General features: G+C 40.9%; 16 protein-coding genes. 11 read left to right on the top strand and 5 right to left on the bottom strand.

Annotated elements, in window-relative coordinates:
• Positions 1-610: 610 nt before the first annotated feature.
• Positions 611-1,177: a TetR/AcrR family transcriptional regulator gene (locus SOI81_RS10885; protein WP_320540702.1), complete on the top strand. Its 567-nt coding sequence runs from the start codon at positions 611-613 to the stop codon at positions 1,175-1,177.
• 47 nt (positions 1,178-1,224) lie between these two features.
• Here SOI81_RS10885 and SOI81_RS10880 read toward each other — a convergent pair whose 3' ends face one another.
• A complete protein-coding gene (locus SOI81_RS10880) occupies positions 1,225-1,656 on the bottom strand; it encodes an SRPBCC family protein (RefSeq protein ID WP_320540701.1) in 432 nt (143 codons plus the stop codon).
• A gap of 270 nt (positions 1,657-1,926) precedes the next feature.
• On the opposite strand from SOI81_RS10880, the gene SOI81_RS10875 reads away from it, so the two are divergent.
• The 8 genes from SOI81_RS10875 to yddG (SOI81_RS10840) all read left to right on the top strand — a co-directional run bounded on the left by SOI81_RS10875 (position 1,927) and on the right by yddG (SOI81_RS10840) (position 13,758).
• Complete coding sequence (locus tag SOI81_RS10875; RefSeq protein ID WP_239969653.1) at positions 1,927-2,604, top strand: GntR family transcriptional regulator; 678 nt, start codon at positions 1,927-1,929, stop codon at positions 2,602-2,604.
• An 81-nt stretch (positions 2,605-2,685) separates the two neighbouring features.
• On the top strand, positions 2,686-4,011 hold the full coding sequence (locus SOI81_RS10870) for an FAD-binding oxidoreductase (RefSeq protein WP_320540700.1): 1,326 nt from the start codon (positions 2,686-2,688) through the stop codon (positions 4,009-4,011).
• A 170-nt stretch (positions 4,012-4,181) separates the two neighbouring features.
• Entirely contained in the window at positions 4,182-5,513 is a 1,332-nt protein-coding gene (locus SOI81_RS10865) for an MFS transporter (RefSeq protein ID WP_239976449.1), read from the top strand.
• Between the two features lie 81 nt (positions 5,514-5,594).
• Complete coding sequence (locus SOI81_RS10860; protein ID WP_320540699.1) at positions 5,595-6,503, top strand: dihydrodipicolinate synthase family protein; 909 nt, start codon at positions 5,595-5,597, stop codon at positions 6,501-6,503.
• Positions 6,503-7,999, top strand: a complete 1,497-nt coding sequence (locus tag SOI81_RS10855) for an aldehyde dehydrogenase (RefSeq protein ID WP_239976447.1) — start codon at positions 6,503-6,505, stop codon at positions 7,997-7,999. The genes SOI81_RS10860 and SOI81_RS10855 overlap by 1 nt, the downstream gene beginning before the upstream one ends.
• A 129-nt stretch (positions 8,000-8,128) precedes the next feature.
• On the top strand, positions 8,129-9,304 hold the full coding sequence (locus tag SOI81_RS10850) for a hypothetical protein (RefSeq protein ID WP_239976446.1): 1,176 nt from the start codon (positions 8,129-8,131) through the stop codon (positions 9,302-9,304).
• 95 nt (positions 9,305-9,399) lie between these two features.
• Positions 9,400-12,837 carry a pyruvate carboxylase gene (locus tag SOI81_RS10845; RefSeq protein WP_320540698.1) on the top strand — a complete coding sequence of 1,146 codons (3,438 nt, stop codon included), beginning with the start codon at positions 9,400-9,402 and terminating at the stop codon, positions 12,835-12,837.
• Between the two features lie 33 nt (positions 12,838-12,870).
• The gene (yddG, locus tag SOI81_RS10840) at positions 12,871-13,758 is read left to right on the top strand and encodes an aromatic amino acid DMT transporter YddG (protein WP_263631135.1); all 888 of its coding nucleotides are present in this window, start codon (positions 12,871-12,873) and stop codon (positions 13,756-13,758) included.
• Positions 13,759-13,795: 37 nt separating this feature from the next.
• Here the strand turns inward: yddG (SOI81_RS10840) and yddG (SOI81_RS10835) are convergent, their stop codons facing one another.
• Positions 13,796-14,743, bottom strand: coding sequence for an aromatic amino acid DMT transporter YddG (gene yddG / locus SOI81_RS10835; protein ID WP_239976444.1), 948 nt, complete (start codon positions 14,741-14,743; stop codon positions 13,796-13,798).
• A gap of 158 nt (positions 14,744-14,901) precedes the next feature.
• Positions 14,902-15,957, bottom strand: a complete 1,056-nt coding sequence (locus tag SOI81_RS10830) for a GlxA family transcriptional regulator (protein ID WP_025470337.1) — start codon at positions 15,955-15,957, stop codon at positions 14,902-14,904.
• 118 nt (positions 15,958-16,075) lie between these two features.
• On the opposite strand from SOI81_RS10830, the gene SOI81_RS10825 reads away from it, so the two are divergent.
• Both SOI81_RS10825 and ybdR read left to right on the top strand, forming a co-directional pair.
• The gene (locus tag SOI81_RS10825) at positions 16,076-17,026 is read left to right on the top strand and encodes a 3-hydroxyacyl-CoA dehydrogenase NAD-binding domain-containing protein (RefSeq protein WP_320540697.1); all 951 of its coding nucleotides are present in this window, start codon (positions 16,076-16,078) and stop codon (positions 17,024-17,026) included.
• A gap of 240 nt (positions 17,027-17,266) precedes the next feature.
• Positions 17,267-18,430, top strand: a complete 1,164-nt coding sequence (gene ybdR / locus SOI81_RS10820) for a zinc-dependent alcohol dehydrogenase (protein WP_239976442.1) — start codon at positions 17,267-17,269, stop codon at positions 18,428-18,430.
• Positions 18,431-18,515: 85 nt separating this feature from the next.
• On the opposite strand, the gene SOI81_RS10815 is transcribed toward ybdR, so the two are convergent.
• Positions 18,516-18,917 (bottom strand): hypothetical protein, encoded by a 402-nt coding sequence (locus SOI81_RS10815; RefSeq protein ID WP_239976441.1) that lies wholly within the window; start codon positions 18,915-18,917, stop codon positions 18,516-18,518.
• Positions 18,910-20,250, bottom strand: a complete 1,341-nt coding sequence (locus SOI81_RS10810; RefSeq protein ID WP_239976440.1) for an MFS transporter — start codon at positions 20,248-20,250, stop codon at positions 18,910-18,912. The genes SOI81_RS10815 and SOI81_RS10810 overlap by 8 nt, the downstream gene beginning before the upstream one ends.
• Positions 20,251-20,280: the final 30 nt, after the last annotated feature.

Genomic DNA, 20,280 nt, shown 5'->3' with positions numbered 1-20,280 from the left:
ATTTTAGTGATGATTGACTTACCTATTTTTTATTTCCCCAACCGCTCTACTTTAATACGATTGTCATTTCCCACGCTTGACGCCAACAATAGTGAATACTATCCTTTGCATGCTGGCCTACATCGCCAGTCGGCTTTGACAGGCCGCTATCATCTAGAACATCAAAAAAGTAATTTTTTGGTGTTGAACTCGTTCGTCCCCCTTCGTAGCGGTAGGACGGAGGAGGGACGCCTTGTGCGTGCCAGTTCCTAGATGACTGGTCTGTCAACCCGCCTTCGTTCTGCCACCATAATCATTTGACAGTGATTAGGTAGAACTTCTATTTCATCTAGGAGTCCGCTATGCGTACTAATTCTTCTCATTTATTGGCCTATGCCAAAATCTCTCTATTTATACCGTTTAAACAGTCTATAAATTGGTTTAATCGACTCTAAGTTTTCTACAACCTTAGATCATTACGACTCAAAAATCATAGCAACAATAAACCCGAGATAGGCGAGCACAACTTTATTGTGTCGTTTTTGCATGCCTGTTTTTAGCACTCATTTTAAGAGTGACGGCATTTCTATCTCTTTTTACATACAACAAAAAATTATTTTAAGCGGTATATATGAACAATTTGGAATCTTCATTTAGAGCACTACGAGTGCTGCACACGGCAAAAGATTTATTTACTCAAGATGGGTTTAACACGGTGGGGGTTGACCGAATTATTGCTGAGGCCAAAATTCCCAAAGCGACTTTCTATAACATCTTTCATTCAAAAGCACGACTCATCGAGATGTGTTTAACCTTTCAAACGGATGCGCTCAAAGTAAAAGTCCTTTCAATTATCAATTCATACAGCGAACTTATGGTGTTCGATAAACTCAAGCAAATTTACTTTTTACATGCCAATTTAGAAGGGTTTTACCGTTTGCCATTTAAAGCAATTTTTGAAATTGAAAAGTGCTATGCAATGGCGTACCGGGTGGTTGTTGATTATAGAAACTGGTTTATCAATGAGATTTATAAGCTACTTCTTACTGTCAAAACTACCGCCTCAATAAAAGACGCACACATGTTTCTATTTGCAATTGATGGAGCAATGGTTCAGTTATTAAGTGCCAATAGCGTAGATGAACGGGATAAATTACTAGATTACTTTTTATTTATGCTATCTGAGCATTCAACTTAAATCTTAAAAAAAGCCCGTAACTGGGCTTTTTCTTTTAGATGCGGCGATTAAAACTTAAGTTTTTTAAGTCCACGGCTCACGCAATTTTCTAAAGCTTTTTTGATAATAAGACCAATGAAGGGCACGCGGCCTTTAAAGCTAATCGTGTAATCTAAACGACTCCGATTATTTCCCAAGTCAGTAAATTTCATGACACCACGGTGAGCTTTAATTGGGCTAATGCCACTGGTAATTGCATATTCGATCAGTTCATTTTCTTTATAGACTAAATTTGTTTCTACAAACGAAGGGGTCAATGGAATAGACATTTTGCGCGCAGAGCCAACACCATTGCGTGCATCCTTTCCGTTGCTAATGCGAGTCACTTTAGCAGGAGCGAAAAGTTTGCTTAGGTTTTCATGCTCACTTAAGGTTGCAAAGACTTTGTCTACGGGTGCATCAAATTCTTGTACGATGTTGATTTTTTTAGTTTTTAACATCTTGTTTCCTCTAGAAATTATTTTGACATTGGTAATTGTCAGAATTTGGATGTTAGCACGCTTTGGGCAATGGGGGAATTCTAATTCGTCGGAGTTATGGTAACTCTAAAAAAATTCATTTAGGTAAATCCATTATATTTTCTGTCCTTTTCTTTATCTTTTTGGATTGTAGACACATTGTATTATTTGAGAAATGGAGAATTATACAAATTGTAGACATTTCCCATAAAGGTAGGAACCGAGCTCAGGCTTATGGATGGAGTGGTTAACATGGATAAGAAAATACGATTAGCCGAAACATTAAAACGCCGCATTATTAGTATGGAATTGGCACCGGGCGCTATTGTAGATGAAATATCCCTAAGCGAAGAATTTGGAATTTCCAGATCACCCGTTCGTGAACTCATCCGCCAAATGGCCGCCGAAGGTTACCTTGAGCTTGAAGCAAATCGTGCTGCTCGTGTTTCTTCGATGAGCCATCAATCACTACGTAATTTCTTTTTAGCTGCGCCATTAGTTTATATCGCTACGACACAATTGGCAGCAATTAATGCTAGTTCAATTGATATTAAGCAGTTAAAAGAAATCCAGATGCAATTTCGTAAAGCCATTGATGAAAATGATTTGGAAGGCCGTGTTTACTATAACAACCAGTTTCATTTGGAAATAGGAAAGATTTCCCAAAACGCATATCTGATGCCGAGTTTAGAGCGTTTGCTGATTGATCATGCTCGGTTGGGCAAGATTTTCTATCGCCAGCCGACTTCATCAGATATGCAAGAAGATCTTGATACAGCGGTTATTCAACATGACCAGATTATTGATGCCATAGAGCGTCACAACGCAGGTGAAGCCGGTGAGCTGATCCGCGTGCACATGGATTTATCTCGCCGTCGAATGACTGAATATGTTGTTCCGGAAGGTATTGATGTTCCACTTACTTATTAATTAAAGGCAAAACCTTTTACAAATAATACTTTCACTTACAGGAAAAGTAGGTGAGTGGAAAATATAAATGGAGTTTTTGAAATGACTAAAGTTACAGCCTTACCTGCCGATGACCAGCGATGTGCATGGTATCACTTGAGCCCAAAACGAATGGTTAAACCAAGCCATAGAGGTAAAAGTACAGCGCGCTGGGCAGTCATTGGTGCAGGGTATACGGGCTTGGCGGCAGCACGTCAATTGGCACTTAATTTTCCAAATGATGAAGTCATCTTGATTGAAGCGCAAGAAGTTGGTTTTGGTACGGCTGGTCGAAATGCGGGTTTTGCAATTGATCTTCCACATGATATTGGTGCCGAAGACTATATCGGTGATATTGATATTGCCAAAACTACTCTGAAGCTCAATTTGTTGGGGCAATCTATTTTGCATGGCTTAGTCAATAAACACGCAATCGATTGTCACATGCGTCCAAGCGGTAAATATCAAGGTGCTGTAGAAGACCGTGGTATCAAGGTTTTGGAAGCTTATCAACGTGGCTTAGACAAACTCGGGCAAGAATACCAAGTCATTCATGGTTCAGAATTACCGAGTCATATTGGAACATCATTTTATAAAAAAGCACTGTTCACACCAGGAACAATGCTGCTTCAACCATCAGCGTTAGTCAAAGGTTTAGCAGACAGTTTACCGTCGAATGTGACGCTATATGAAAATACAGCAATCACTGAAGTTGAATACGGCGATAAAGTGGTATTGAAGCACGACCTTGGTCAAATCACTGCGGATAAGTTGATTTTGGCGAACAATGCTTTTGGGCAACGTTTTGGTTTTTCACAGTTAAAACGCACCATGTTGCCAGTCTTTTTATATGCAAGTATGACTCGTCCCTTAACGCCAAGTGAGCAAGCTGAATTAGGCGGTAAGGATTTCTGGGGTGTGATTCCATCTGACCCGTTTGGTAGTACTGTTCGTCGTACCCATGACAACCGTATTTTAATGCGCAACAGTTTTAGTTTTAACCCAAATGGAAAACCGAAACCGCATTGTCTAGAGCGTTTTATTTATAAACATCAGCGTTCTTTTGATAACCGTTTTCCGATGTTGCCAGACGTTAAATTTGAATATACGTGGAGTGGTTCACTCGCATTGTCGCAAAACCATAAAGGCTTCTTTGGTCAGCTTGCTCCAAATGTTTATGGTGCTTTGTGTTGTAACGGTCTAGGAATTACCCGCGGAACAGTCACAGGTACTTTATTAGCTGACTGGATTGCAGGCCAGCGTAGCGACTTGATTGATTTTCTTTTGGAAACTTCAGGTCCAAACAAAGTTCCGCCTGAGCCATTCTTATCCATTGGTGTCAATGCAACCTTGTGGTGGGGGCAAAGAAAAGCAGGGTTAGAAGAGTGATGTAAGTGGCATTAGGTTTATAGGTTTTAAATCAAATTAATTAGGTAAACAGCTTTAAACAGCGAAGGTGGCGAAATTGAGTTTTCAGTTTCGCAGGGGCTATTCAACCTTAAATTTCTTAAATGTGTAGGAAACACATCCACTTCGGTGGACGAGTATTGGAGATAAAAATGGCAACGAATCATATGTCAATTGATGATGTGCCCGTAAATGGATTTCATCAGTTATTGAGTATTCGTACAGGTGGTGGTTGGCTACTGGATGGCTATGTTCTAAGTATTATCGGAGTTGCATTAATGCAGGCCGCTGCGCAATTACAGTTAACCAATTTTTGGCAAGGCATGATTGCGGCATCCGCTCTGTTCGGCATGTTTCTTGGCGGCTTTCTAGGTGGTTGGCTAAGTGACTTGATAGGGCGCAAGAAACTGTATTTCATTGCCCCAACTTTATTTGTTTTATGTTCTGTAGCTCAGCTTTGGGCTGATTCCGGATGGGTATTATTTTTATGTCGTTTCATGATCGGGATCGCAGTCGGTTTTGAATATGCCGCAGGCGGGTCATTACTGACTGAGTTTCTACCGACCAAAGCACGTGGCCCTCGTTTAGCAATGCTTACAATCATGTGGTTTTTTGGTGCGATGCTAGCTTATCTCTTCGGCAATATGATTTTAAAGATGGATCTTAACGAGGCTTGGCGTTGGGTATTTGCGAGTCCTGCCGTGATTGGTCTGATTTTAATTTTAATCCGAATAGGTACACCAGAATCACCACGCTGGCTCATTAGTAAAGGTCGTAATGCTGAAGCGGAAGCCATTATTAAACAAGTATACGGACCATCTTTTTCACTTGCTAATGTGCCTGTTCAGAAAGAAGTTAAAAATTTATCTCTTAGTCAAATCTTGGCTTCGGGCTATGGCAAACGCGTATTTTTCTGCTCGATGTTTTGGATGTGTGCGGTGATTCCTGTGTTTGCCGTGTATTCCTTTGCACCTCGTGTTTTAGAGGCAATGAATCTTAAAGGCTCATGGGCTGAATATGGTTCAGTGGCAATTACTTTAATGTTCGTGGTGGGCTGTGCCATTGCAACCAAACTGATCAATGTGATGGGTCGTCGTAAATTAATCATTCACAGTTTCTTATGGTCAGGTTTGGCATTGCTAGGTCTGGGTGCATTTGCTGATGGTTCACAAATGCTGGTCTTGGTTTTGTTCTGTGCATACGCCGTATTAATTGGTGGGGCACAAGTCTTGGAATTGGTTTATCCAAATGAACTCTTTCCAACAGAAATGCGTGCGATTGGTGTTGGTATGGCAACTTCATTTTCTCGAATCGGCGCAGCGGTGGGTACATGGCTGGTTCCGATGTCATTAGACACGATTGGTATTGGCAACACGATGTTTGTAGCAGCAGGTGTCACCCTACTTGGTTTGATTGTTTCGATTATGACGGCACCAGAAACCAAAGGGTTGAGTTTGGAACAAGCAACTTCTTTGAAAAATTAACAATGGATCGAGTTGCCATGATCCCAAGTTCTCAAATTGATGATGGCAACTCTCAACACACTTTAAAACGGAGAAAATATCATGACATTTTTTGAAGGCATTTATACACCAGCAATCACACCTTTAGCTGCTGACGGTTCAATTGATAAAGCTGCTTTTGCAGAAGTTTTAGAATATTTAATTGATGCAAAAGTACACGGGATTATTGTGGCTGCAACAACTGGTGAATATTACGCACATACTGCCGAAGAACGTTATGACCTTGCTAAATATGCGAAAGATGTTATTGGTTCACGTACTTCATTGATGGTGGGTACAGGCGCAATTCGTACCGAAGATTCAGTTGAATATGCAAAAGTGGCTAAAGAAATTAAAGCCGATAGTATTTTAGTGACTATTCCGCCTTATGCATTGCCAACTGAAAAAGAAGTTGCAGCTCATGCTTTAACAATTGATAAAGCAGCAGGCTTACCAATCATGTTCTATAACTATCCTGCTCGTATGGGCGTAAGCATGGGTAAAGAGTTTTTTGACACTGTATTTGCCGAATCAAAGAACTTTGTCGGTATTAAAGAAAGTTCTGGCGATATGAACCAGTTACATATGCTGGCGCGTAACTATCCATTTTTTGAAATTTCTTGCGGTTGGGATGATCAGGCGCTTGAGTTCTTTGCATGGGGCGCACGTAGTTGGGTTTGTGCAGGTTCAAACTTTGTACCTCGTGAACACATTGCCTTATATGAAGCTTGTGTGATTGAGAAAGACTTCGACAAAGGCCGCCGCATTATGGCTGCAATGATGCCATTAATGGATTTCCTCGAAACTGGTCATTTCATTCAGTGCATTAAATATGGCTGTGAACTTAATGGCCTAAAAGCAGGCAGTGTTCGTGCGCCGTTACAAGATATGGATGCAGAAAAGAAACAAGCTTTCAAAGTGATTGTAGAAGAGCTTAAACGTGACGTTGCGGCCATTACAGGAGGCGTTTAATGTCTGAGCTTCTGACTGCATCGGAATATGCAACGATTGCCCAAAACTTATCGTTTCAGACTTTAGCCTTTATTGATGGTCAGTTTCAGGCATCTGTTTCAGGCAAAACGTTTAAAACGACCAACCCTGCAACAGGTGAGTTACTTGCAGAAATTACTGCATGTAACAGCCAAGATGTGGACCTTGCGGTTGCTAAAGCTAAAGCAGCATTTGAGGATGGTCGCTGGCATCGTTTGTCTCCGAATGAACGTAAACACGTTTTACTTAAATTTGCCGATCTTCTAGAGAAAAATACAGTTGAACTGGCTGTTATGGAAAGTCTAGACAGTGGTAAGCCAGTCAGTGAATGCCAGTTAACTGATGTGCCAGAAATGATTCATACCATTCGTTGGCATGCGGAACTGATCGACAAGATTTATGACAATACAGCACCTGTAGGTTCAGATACTTTGTCGCTTGTGGTGCGCGAAGCGATTGGTGTAGTTGGGCTTGTTTTACCTTGGAATTTCCCATTGCTGATGCTGGCTTGGAAAATTGCGCCGTCTTTAGCGGCAGGCTGTTCGGTGGTGATTAAACCCGCTAAGGAAACGACTTTAACTGCGCTGCGTGTTGCTGAGTTGGCTGCCGAGGCTGGCATTCCAGCTGGTGTATTCAATATTCTACCGGGTGGTGGACGTGAAGTCGGTGAGCCACTAGGTAGACATATGGATGTCACTATGGTGAGTTTTACTGGCTCAACTGAAACAGGCCGTCTATTTTTACAATATGCTGCCGAATCGAATCTAAAACGTGTTGTTCTTGAGTGTGGTGGGAAAAACCCTGCTGTTGTGATGAATGATGTCGACGATTTAGATCAAGTTGCACAGCATATCGTGAATGGCGCTTTTTGGAACATGGGCGAAAACTGTTCTGCATCTTCACGTTTAATTGTGCATTCTGATGTTAAAGATGAACTATTAGGTTTAATCGGTGTTCATCTAAATGACTGGAAAATGGGTAACCCACTTGATCCGAACAATAAACTAGGTTCAATGGTCAGCAAATCACACTACGAAAAAGTGAAGTCTTATATCGATCAGGCAAAAGCTGAAAAACAAAGCATCGTTTTTGGTGGCAACACTGAACAAGATATTTTTGTTCAGCCAACCGTAGTAGATGGCATTAAGGCGACAGATACATTATTTAAAGAAGAGGTGTTTGGTCCAATTTTGTCAGTGACCACGTTTAATACAATTGATGAAGCCATCGCACTTGCCAATGATTCAGTTTATGGCCTTGCAGGTTCGGTCTATACCAGTAACTTACGCAATGCGATCAAGCTTTCACGTGCTATTCGTGCTGGGGTAGTGACTGTGAACTGTTTTGGTGAAGGTGACATTACGACACCGTTTGGCGGCTATAAAGAGTCTGGTTTTGGTGGCCGAGATAAATCGATTTGGGCACATGACCAATACACAGAATTAAAGACCATCTGGATTGATGTGTCTGAGTCTTAAAACTTCTGTAAACCTTGGTTCTTAGGGGCCAAGGGAGTTTAAAAAAACACGTTAACTTTTAATTCGAAAACAAAAAAGTTTTTGAAGGGATCGTTTTATCCAAAAATTCATTTAAATAAGGAAATGTAAATGAATAATGTCTATATCAAAAAAGTGGGAATGGGTTTGTTTGTAGTCGGTATGTCTACACCTGTTTTTGCTGGTGTAACTTTCGGTGACCCAAAAACTGAACTAGGGGCAGTCACAGTTTCTGGAACTTTACGAGCCAACTATCAAGATAAACACTACGGCGAATCTGCTTCTGATCAGAAAATTAAGTTCGACGCAGCAATTTTAAATGTGGCTTATGAGTCACCAGACTGGTTTGGTAAGGTCCAATACCGCTGCTATCAATACGATAAATTTTGTGATTTCTCGACTTTGGTACAGGCCTATGCAGGTTACCGTTTAAATGCGACCGATAATATTACGGTCGGTTTACAACCCATTCCTTTTGGTCCGGGCCGTTATTGGGACACTAGTTTCTATGCGGGTATTAACAATACCATTGGTCTGCAAGACGCTTTAGATTTAGGGGTGAACTATCACTTTGAGATGCCAACCGCTACCAAAGTTGATCTCGCATATTTCGCAACTGACGGTGGTAACTACCACGGGACAAGTAAAGATTCTGCACGCTATACCGCCAATGTAGTCACTTCATCTGATCCACTTAAAACTAACCTCAATGAAAAAAATATGTGGATGGTTCGTGTTGATCAAGACCTTAAATTTTTAAGTACAGATGATTTAAAAGTATCAGTTGGGGGAAGCTACTGGTATTCAGATATTGAAAATAAAAAGACATCTGCAGATGGAAATCGAAACACATGGGCTGTGTTTAACCGAATTAACTATAAAAACCTGAATGTGGTACTTACAGGCGGAAGGCAGTCGATTAGCAACAAAGATACTGTAAGCCCTACAAGCTCTACTTTTGGCTCGTTTGATGGCGAATACGATATTGCCAATAAGGGTTATTTCTACACGGTAGATACCAGTTATACCTTTAAGAATGTACGAGACTCACTCAACGTCACGCCTTATGTTGTGTTTAGTGGTTTCAACAAGAAAGAACAGGGTTTTGACGACTCACAGCGCAACATTGTGGGTGTGGCATGGGACTACAAAAATATTTCTTTATATACCGAATATTTAATGAGTAAAAACGATCCATTTGTGGGTGGTACGGGTAGCTCACTTGCAGCGGGCGATGATGGTAAGTGGAACAAGCTCTTAAATGTGATGCTTGTTTATAACTTCTAAGAGTTGCGCCTTAACTGATCAATCTACTTCTATTAACTACACTCTCAAAAAGACCTGACAAGAATGCTTGAGAGTAATTTAAAAGTGTTAAAAAGATGAAACCAATACGTAAAATCTTAGTTGCCAACCGTGGTGAAATCGCAATTCGAGTGATGCGTGCCGCTACAGAAATGGGTATCCGCACGGTTGCAATTTATGCAGAAGAAGATAAATTTGCCCTGCATCGCTTCAAGTCGGATGAAGCTTATCGGGTAGGTGCTGGCAAAAAGCCAATCGCGGCCTATCTGGATATTGAAGATATTATCCGTATTGCACTTGAGGCTGGGGTAGATGCGATTCATCCGGGCTATGGTTTCTTGTCCGAAAACCCTGAGTTTGCCGAGGCCTGTAGCCAAGCAGGAATCCGTTTTATCGGTCCAAAACCGGAAGTGATGCGTCAGTTAGGCAACAAGGTAATGGCACGTAATGTTGCAATAGTTGCATGTGTGCCTGTTGTTCCTGCTACATCGGCACTACCGGAACGTATTGAAGACTGTCAGTTACTGGCCGCTGAAGTGGGTTATCCACTTATGCTCAAAGCGAGCTGGGGTGGTGGTGGCCGTGGTATGCGTGTGGTTGAAAATGAAAGTGAACTCGAAGATGCAATTACGGTTGCACGTCGTGAAGCCAAATCTGCATTTGGCAATGACGAAGTCTATCTAGAGAAACTGATTCGCCATGCCCGCCATGTCGAAGTACAGATCTTGGGTGATACCCATGGCAATATCGTGCATCTGTTTGAACGGGATTGTACCGTACAACGACGCAACCAGAAGGTGGTTGAGCGTGCACCCGCACCTTATTTGTCTGAAATACAGCGCAGTAAAATCTGTGACGCTGCTTTAAGACTGGCCCGCGCAGTAGATTACACCCATGCGGGTACGGTTGAGTTCTTAATGGATGCCGAAACAGAGGACTTCTACTTTATTGAAGTTAATCCGCGCATTCAGGTTGAACATACGGTTACTGAGGAAATTACTGGCATTGATATTGTTAAGGCACAAATTCGGGTGACCGAAGGCGCTGCGGTCGGCGATGGCAGCAGTTTTATTCCACCACAAGAGCAGATCAAACTATTAGGCCACGCACTGCAATGCCGACTCACCACCGAAGATCCTAAAAATGGCTTTATGCCCGACTATGGGCGCCTGACCGCATTTCGTAGTGCAACCGGTTTTGGGGTGCGGGTAGACAGTGGTACAGCTTATACCGGTGCAGTCATTACGCCATATTATGATTCTTTACTCGCTAAAGTCACGGTTCGTGGTGCAAGTGGTGATGAAGCCAATGCTCGTATGCTGCGAGCGTTACAGGAGTTCCGTATCCGCGGTGTCTCAAATAATCTGGCATTTCTAGAAAATGTGGTAACCCATCCTTTATTTACACAAGGTACTTGTACCACCCGATTTATTGATACCACGCCTGAATTATTTAACCTTAAACCTAAGCAGGACCGTGCGACTAAGTTACTAGAGTTTTTAGGGGACATTACCGTCAATGGACAACCTGAACTTAAAGGGCGTTCACTTCCTGAAACTGTACCAGCTCTGGCACAGTTACCGACATTTAACTTAAACCAGTCTCTTCCGAGTGGAACCCGAGACCAGTTTAAATTACTGGGTGCAGAGGGTTTCTCAAACTGGATGCTTGATCAAAAGCGTGTATTGGTCACTGATACCACCATGCGTGATGCCCACCAGTCCTTATTTGCAACACGAATGCGTACCGCAGATATGCTGGCGATTGCACCTTATTATTCCCGTATGGCCAGTGAGCTGTTTTCACTAGAGTGTTGGGGCGGGGCAACCTTTGATGTGTCGATGCGTTTTTTAAAAGAAGATCCGTGGGAGCGTCTGGCTCAACTTCGTGAAGCGGTGCCGAATATTCTATTTCAAATGCTGCTTCGCTCATCCAACGCAGTGGGTTATACCAACTATCCAGATAATGTCGTTCGTCACTTTATTGCACAGGCTGCACAAGGTGGGGTTGACCTGTTCCGTGTATTTGATTCGCTCAATGCAGTCGATAACATGCGGGTTGCCATTGATGCAGTTCGAGAGTCAGGCATGCTGTGTGAAACAGCAATCTGCTATACCAGTGATATCTTTGACCACAACCGCAGATATAACCTTAACTACTATGTCGATATGGCAAAGCAACTGCAAAAAGCGGGGGCTAACATCCTTGCCATTAAGGATATGGCCGGTATTTGTAAGCCAGCCGCAGCCCGTGAACTCATCAAGGCATTGAAAGAAGAAACCGGATTGCCAATTCATTTTCACACACATGACACCAGTGGTATTGCCGCGGCCAGCATTTTGTCTGCCATTGATGCGGGTGTAGATGCAGTCGATACCGCCATGGATGCCATGAGTGGACTCACTTCACAACCGAGCATGGGCTCGGTGGTTGCAGCCTTACAAAATACCGATCGTGATACAGGACTCAACCCTAACAACCTGCAGCAGCTTTCTACTTACTGGGAAGGTGTCCGCCATATCTACGCACCGTTCGAGGCAGATATGCGTGCGGGTACAGCCGATGTCTATCACCATGAAATGCCGGGTGGACAATATACCAATTTACGTGAACAGGCTCGCTCTCTAGGCATTGAAGAACGCTGGTCTGAAGTTTCCGATGCCTATGCACAAGTCAACTTATTGTTTGGGGACATTGTGAAAGTTACTCCAACCTCTAAAGTGGTGGGTGACATGGCTTTATATATGGTGTCGAATCACCTGAATTCAGAAGATATTAAAAACCCGAAACTTGAGATTGATTTCCCTGAATCGGTGGTTTCACTGTTTAAAGGGGAGCTAGGCACACCGGCACATGGTTTTCCAAAAGAGTTACAGCACAAGGTATTAAAAGGTGCAGCCCCGTTAAGTGATCGTCCTGGAGCAGTGATGCCACCAGTCGATCTGGTGGGTGAGAAAGTAATGCTTGAAAATATGTTTGGTAAAACACTAACTGAACAGGAACTGGCGTCATATTTGATGTATCCAAAAGTCTTTATCGACTTTATGAAACACAAACTGAAATATGGCACGGTATCAAGCATTCCATCTTCAGCCTTCTTTTATGGTTTAAAAGAGCAAAGTCCTGTCGAAATTGAGCTTGAACGCGGCAAGACACTGGAAATAAAGCTGTTGGGCCGTTCAGAAGCCAAAGATGGTGTGATTGATCTGTTTGTAGAGCTGAATGGTCAGTTACGTCTGGTGCAGATTAAACAGGCAAGCCAAAAAGAAGTGACGGCTCATCCGAAAGCTGACCCGACAAATCCGAAGCATATCGGCGCTTCGATGCCGGGCATGATCAGTACAGTACCTGTGAAACTGGGTCAGTCTGTCAAGAAAGGCGATACTTTATTTACCATTGAAGCGATGAAGATGGAGCTTGCCATTAAAGCTGATCAGGACTGTGTGGTTCAGGAGGTTTTAATGAGTGCAGGTAAGCAAGTTAGAAATATGGATTTGGTTTTAGTCGTTCAATAGAGCGACTCTCAATTTGAGAAGTGGTTTAAAGATATGATAAGCAAGAGAAATGCAACGTTAATAGGGCTCATCGCTGTTTTGCTATGGAGTTCTATTGTTGGATTAATTCGTAGTGTAAGCGAAAGCTTGGGAGCAACTGGTGGTGCAGCCATGATGTATAGCGTTGCCTCTGTCTTTCTCCTGATTAGCATTGGATTTCCAAAACTGAGTGAATTCCCTAAGCGCTATTTAATTTGGGGAAGTCTATTATTTGTGTCCTATGAGTTATGTCTTGCCTTATCTATTGGTTATTCAAATACCAATCGCCAAGCCATTGAAGTGGGAATGGTGAATTATTTATGGCCAGCTTTAACCATGGTCGCAGCTATTTTATTTAATAATCAAAAATCTAACTGGTTAATAATTCCCGGATTTGTGATTGCCATTTTGGGAATCTGCTGGGTACTTGGGGGTGAGCAAGGACTTGATTTGGCAAGTATGCTCGAAAATATAAAAGATAATCCGCTCAGTTATGGGCTGGCTTTTATCGGTGCATTAATTTGGGCGACATATTGCACGGTAACTGCAAGAATCGCCAACGGAAAAAATGGTGTAACACTCTTTTTTATACTTACAGCGCTGGTGTTATGGGTGAAATACCTCCTCATTGGCGGGGCGCCAATGGTATTTGACTTCCATGCTGTGATCTATCTTGTGCTTGCTGCTGCGGCAATGGGTTTTGGCTATGCCGCATGGAACGTCGGGATATTGCATGGCAATGTAACGATTCTGGCAGGTGCGTCTTATTTTATACCTGTGTTTTCAGCAGCTCTGGCAGCAATCGTTTTACAAACACCGCTTTCAATGTCGTTTTGGCAGGGGGCAGCTATGGTATGCATCGGCTCGGTTTTATGTTGGCTTGCCACGCGGCAGAAGCGTTAAAAACCGATAGTGGGGTTTTCAAAATTGAGTTCAATTTCTAACGATTCGACGTAAAGAGATATTGAATTTCTCTCGTGATCTTTTTGATGAAAGGACGAATAACTGACCAGTTTGTAGACATCCAGCAAATAAAGGAACCTGCTGTGACCATTGCAGTTCCTTGCCAAAAGCTCATAGACAATTGAGTTTGTAAAACGAGCATTGCCAAAAGAGATGAAATGATCGGGGTAAAGTAAGATGCAACAACCAGCATGGTAATATTTCCATGAATAATACCAATATTCCATGCTGCATAACCTAAACCAATAGCAACAGAAGCGACCGCTAAAGTTATAAATGTCGCTAGATCGATAGAGGGTAGAGTTGCGTGACCTGTGATAAATAGCTTAATCCATAGGGTGAGTGCTACACAGATAAAGAAAATAGAAATTGGATTTTGTCCATTGCTCATTTTCTTGGTTAACACGCAGTAAAAAGCCCAAATGACAGCGCCTGCAAAGGCCAAAATATAACTTAAAGGATTGCTATGAAAATTATCAACAATACTATTGAGACTAAAATCACTATTTCCGGTCTGAATAAAAATGATGCCTGAAATTGAGATGAGTAAACCTAAAATAATAATAAAATTAAACTTTAGTTCTTTAAAAATGACAAAGGCTAAAACTGTTAAGCTTGGCCAGAGGTAATTCACAATACTCACTTCAATAGCCTGTTGAGCTGTTTTGGAATAAGCAATTGCAAATGAAAAACAAAGTTCGTAAGCAATAAATAAAGCGGTACCTAAAATTAAATACTTTTTAGAAATTAACTTAAAATTTGGAACTCTAAAAATAATAAGCAATAGCACGGCACTGAAAGTATAAATCAGCGTAATACCCATATCGGGACCAATTGCGGCAGTAATATGCTTAACAAGGCCGACCATAGATGCCCACATGAGAATGGCGCTTAAACCAATCAATGTTGCTAAATTTTTTGACATAGGAAAACTGAATAACTCAAATAATTGACTGAGCCGTTAATAGGAGGTGGAAAAAGCATGAAGCATGACAGGTTAAAAGAATTTAAGGTCAAAAAATAGGTTATATAGGACAATTTATATAAAATATCGCGTTTTAGTAGCGTGGTTAAATAGAATTATTATTTGAGTTTTTCTACTTCATGACGACGTTTTCTATAGGTAAAAGGGGTTTCACCATATTGTTTTTTAAACCAAAGAATAAAATGAGAGGCATCAGAAAAACCACATTCAATAGCAATATTGGTGATGTAAGCATTGGTGTTGGCAAGTAATTTTCTGGCATGTTCGAGTCTTAATTTACGCCAATAATTTGATGGTGGTTCATTGGTACTCGATAAAAATGCGCGGTGCAGTTGTCTTGGGTTAGTTCTCGCATGCTCTGCTACTTCTTTTAATGTAACGTGTGCACTTAAATTTTCACTCATAAAAGCTATAGCTTTAGAGACAATATTATTTTCATAGGTAGTTGGGCTATCTAAATGTATCTCGTCTTTTTCATCAATGATTTGTTTGTCAGCATTAATGAGTAAATATTCTAAGCTTTTTTGTGCCCGAATATCACCACAATGACGCCGTATTAAATCCGCAGCTAAATCTATGGCAGTTCCACCAGGGCAAGTGAAAATACCTTGATCTTCAACATAAGCTTTATCCACCACCGTGATTGCTTTAGGAAATCTTTCTGAAAACTCTTCTCTGGTCGTAAAGTGAATTGCACATTTCCGACCATCCATGAGTCCTGCATTTCCTAACACAAAACAGCCTGAACAAAAGGCAATAATTGGTATTTTTGCGTTATGTATTTCGTTGAGTATTTCTAATAATTTTTCTGGGGGATTGCGTGTTTCTGTGAGTAAACCACCTGCAATGACAATGTAATCATAATTTTCTTTTAAAGCTTTTAGGTTAAGTGAGGTTGTTGGATTAACGGATAATCCGCAACTTGCAGTAACTGGCTCATCATTAAAAGTCATCCAGTCCCATTTGCAGTAAATTTGCAAACTACGAAAAGACTTGTCTGCTGCAAATCTAAGAGATTCAACGAAACCGGAAATAGGTGCTAAGGTGAATTTATTCATCAGAATAAATCCAACACGTAAATCCGGGTGAACCGAGGAGAGACTTTCTTCAGAGGGAGATGCTTCATCGTAAGCATGAGAAGACGAGTTCTTCATATCTTTCACCGTCAATATCCATTTAGAGCAGTGATTCTTAGAATCTGCTATGTTTATTATAGGCATGAAATGGAACAAAAGAAATTTCTTAATAAAACAACATTTTTACGAGGAAAATATGGAAGTCATTAAAACGGTTGGTGTTGTTGGAGCTGGTGTAATAGGTGCGAGTTGGACGGCCTTATTTTTACATAAAGGATTTAAAGTTAAGGTTTATGACCCATATCCGATTGATGAAGCGGTCTTTAAAAAAAGAATATCTGCAAATTTAAACGATTTATTGGCTTTATACCAAAATGCTGAACACCGTTATTCTCCGCAAGATGTGCTGCTTCATCTGGAAATTTTTAATTACTTAAAAGATGCGGTTTCAGATGTAGATTTTATTCAAGAAAATGCCCCTGAACGTCTCGATGTAAAACAAAAGCTATATCAAGAAATCACAGCATATTGCCCTGAACATACCATTATTGCCTCAAGTTCATCGGGCTTAAAAGTGTCTGATTTTCAAAAAGAGGCGCGGCATCCTGAACGTGTTTTATTAGGTCATCCTTTTAATCCGCCTCATCTCTTACCCTTGGTCGAGATCGTTGGTGGTAATTTGACAGATCCTCAAATTTTAAAACAGGCTTCTGAGTTCTATAAACACTTGGGTAAGCACCCAATCGTTTTAAATAAAGAAGTAAAAGGGCATGTCGCAAACCGTTTGCAGGCTGCGCTATGGCGAGAAGCTTTTTCATTGGTTGAACAAGGCGTGTGCTCTGCCGAAGATGTCGATGTCGCGATTACCAGTGGGCCGGGTTTAAGATGGGCGCTCTTTGGTCCCTATATTAATATGCAGCTTGCAAACCAAAAAGGGTTTAAAGAGGCAATTCATCATTTAGGCCCACCAATGACAGAATGGTGGAATGATATGCACGCATTTCAACATTCAGATGAGACAACAGAGTTATTGGAAGCAGAAACCAACCAGCTTTTAAACCAATATAAAGATATCGATTTATATCAAACCAGAGACAAAGGTCTGGTCGATATTTTAAAGCTCAGACAGCAACTCAAGTTAGATTAATTCAAATTTTTAAGACAAAGCCAATCATTTTAGTGCATGGATGATTGGCTTTTTACTGAGTTAAATAACAAAAACAGCCCTCGCAAAAACTAATTTATTTACATTCATTAAATGTTACTGAAATCTCTGTAGCGTTGCATTTGCACTATATGCCTTACGTGAAAGGTAAGAAACGTTGCAAATCGTAAAGAAAGCCTCCTCATAATCAAAGGACATGATAGAAAATAGAGGAATAACAATATGCGCGCTCTTACTTACCACGGTGCAGAAGATGTTCGAGTAGAAACTGTAGCGGACCCTATTATTCAAGAACCAGATGACATTATTTTACGAGTGACAGCCACAGCGATATGTGGCTCTGATTTACATTTATATCGAGGCAAAATCCCTAGAACCGAGCAGGGCGATATCTTTGGGCACGAGTTTATGGGCGTGGTTGAAGAGGTCGGTCCCGCCGTTACCGCAGTGAAAAAGGGTGATCGAGTCATTGTTCCTTTTGTGATTGCCTGTGGTGAATGTTTCTTTTGCCAACTTGACCTGACCGCTGCATGTGAAACCACTAATACAGGGCGCGGCGCAATTATTAATAAAAAACAAATTCCACCAGGTGCAGCTTTATTTGGCTATAGTCATCTTTACGGCGGTATACCGGGTGGGCAAGCGGAATATGTGCGTGTACCAAAAGCCAATAAAGGCCCTTTTAAAGTGCCAACTTCATTATCAGATGAAAAAGTACTTTTCTTGACTGATATTCTACCGACTGCTTGGCAAGCCGTGACTAATGCCCAAGTGAAACGTGGCTCAACTGTTGCAATTTATGGTGCTGGTCCAGTCGGACTATTAAGTGCTGCTTGTGCCAAGATGCTTGGTGCTGAAAAGATATTTATGGTCGATCACAATGACTATCGATTGAACTATGCAGCGGCAACATACGGTGCTATTCCTGTTAATTTTGATGAAGTCGATGCGGCCGAATTTATTATTCAACATACCGATAATTACCGCGGTGTCGATGCTGTGATTGATGCGATTGGCTTCGAGGCAAAAGGCAGTGTGATTGAGACAGTACTCACCAATTTAAAACTAGAAGGTTCAAGTGGTGCAGCACTGCGTCAATGCATTGCCGCGGTTCGTCGTGGTGGAGTCGTGAGTGTACCGGGTGTATATGCAGGCCCGATTCATGGTTTCTTGTTTGGCGATGCTTTTGATAAAGGATTAACTTTTAAAATGGGCCAAACCCATGTGCATCAATATTTACCGCAACTTTTAGAACTGATTGAGCGTGGTGATTTATCACCTGAAACGATTATTACCCACCGAATGAAATTAGAAGATGCCGCAGAGGGATATCGTATTTTTAATGAAAGAGAAGAGGACTGCCGTAAGGTGATTCTGCTTCCTTAAAATTCTTAGTCTTATCATTCCATTTCTAATCGTCCAAAAGCCTCTTACTAATGTGAAGAGGCTTTTGAAAATTTGGCATCGATTTTTAATTGCCGAGTGGAACTAAAGTTTCATGTAAATAAACCCAATAACATTTTCCGCCTTCTACTTTAATGCAGGCTGTCGAAGTGCGTAATGTTTCGGTTTCACTCGTTTGCTGATGTTCCTGATATTGCACCCAACAATAATTTTCAAATTCGTATAAAGCTGCACTTTTAAGAATGCTAATTTTTAAAGAAGGTTTCTTGCCCATATTTTGGCTGAATAAACTCTTCACTTCAGTTAAACCAATGCTCTGCCCTTGAACCGTTACCATCTTAAAATTTTGATCAAAACTATCTAAAAGTGGGTTAAGATTTTGTTCTGCATTTTGGCCTGTAAATACATTTTCGATCAACACATGCAAGTCAATTACACTTTGAATAGCTTGATCCATTTGATTAGACATGATTTTTCTCCTTTAAAATGGGAATTAATGAAATGATGCAGAGTAGAGCTGCAATTAAAAAAGTATGTTGATAACGGATTATGCCGTTTGAAGAAGACATCAAGTTATATATTGAAATAAGAACAACCGTGCCGACACTAAATGAAACTTGGCGATTAATATTCCAGAGCACGCTACCTTGTAATAAATCTTTTCCAGTGAAATCAATCAATGAACTAATTTGGGCAATATTGGCACTTAGTCCGCCTCCCATTCCCATCAATAAATAAGCGAAAATTAAAAGGCTGAATTGATTGCTATTGGAAATATAAACTAAAAAGAAAATACCAAGACTATGCAATATAATTCCAATGATAAGTAAATATTTTTTACCCAGTTTTTGGTAGAGCAGTCCGCCGTTGACCATCGCCGCCAATGCACCGGCTGCATAGAGCAACATAAATAAGCCGGTTTGTTTTGCATTAAAGCCAAAGTTGATCTGTAAATTAAAAATATTGAGTAAATTAACGCCTGTAAAAACACCGGGAACAGCGTAATAAATAATAAATGCATTGCGTAAATTTTTATTTTTTAATAATTGTAGGTTGAGAACTGGATGATCGGTTTTCTTTGCATGATGAAGATAAAAAGTAAGCATTCCGACCGAAATTAGAAAACTGCCTATAGCCAACGTGGCATTATGATAATCCCCATAAAACGAAAAGGAGAGTAATAAACATAAAAGGCTTATATTAAAAATAAGTAAGCCCCAAATATCAGGTTTTACGCTAGGTACATTCTCTGTTTGTTTAATCCATAACCATGCTAAAGCCGAAGCAATTAAAGAAAAGGGAAGATTTGAAAAAAATACCCATCGCCAGTTTAATGAATCAATAATCGCTCCACCAATCGCTGGTGAAAATGCAGGGGCAATAAGCGCAATTGCCATAATCATTGTAGAAATGCGTTGGCGTTCTTGGTTTGGGAATAAGGCATATACCAGTGCTTGTCCGACTGGAATTAATAAACCACCTGCTATGCCTTGAATAAATCGCCAAAAAATTAAGCTATAAATCGATTCACTTGAGCCAATAAGCCAGATGCTTAAAGAAAATAGAAGCATTGAAAAAGACAATAACTTTTGATTTCCTAACTTGCTGGCTAACCATAAACTCATTGGCATGATTAGAATCAAACCTAGAATATAAGCATTTGTTACCCAAGCGACCATACTCTGGTTGATTGAAAATGATGCTGCAATATTGGGTAATGCGATTGCTGACATAAAAATATTAATGCAATCAATAAAGAACCCAAGTAAAAACACCGTTGCTATTTTATATCGATAAGACATACCTACCTCCGAGCAGGCAGGGTAAGATCC

It is taken from the genome of Acinetobacter pittii (assembly GCF_034067285.1).
Classification (GTDB): Bacteria; Pseudomonadota; Gammaproteobacteria; order Pseudomonadales; family Moraxellaceae; genus Acinetobacter; species Acinetobacter pittii_E.
The sequence above is the reverse complement of the archived record's forward strand: the minus strand, read 5'-3'. Positions and strand labels throughout refer to the sequence as shown.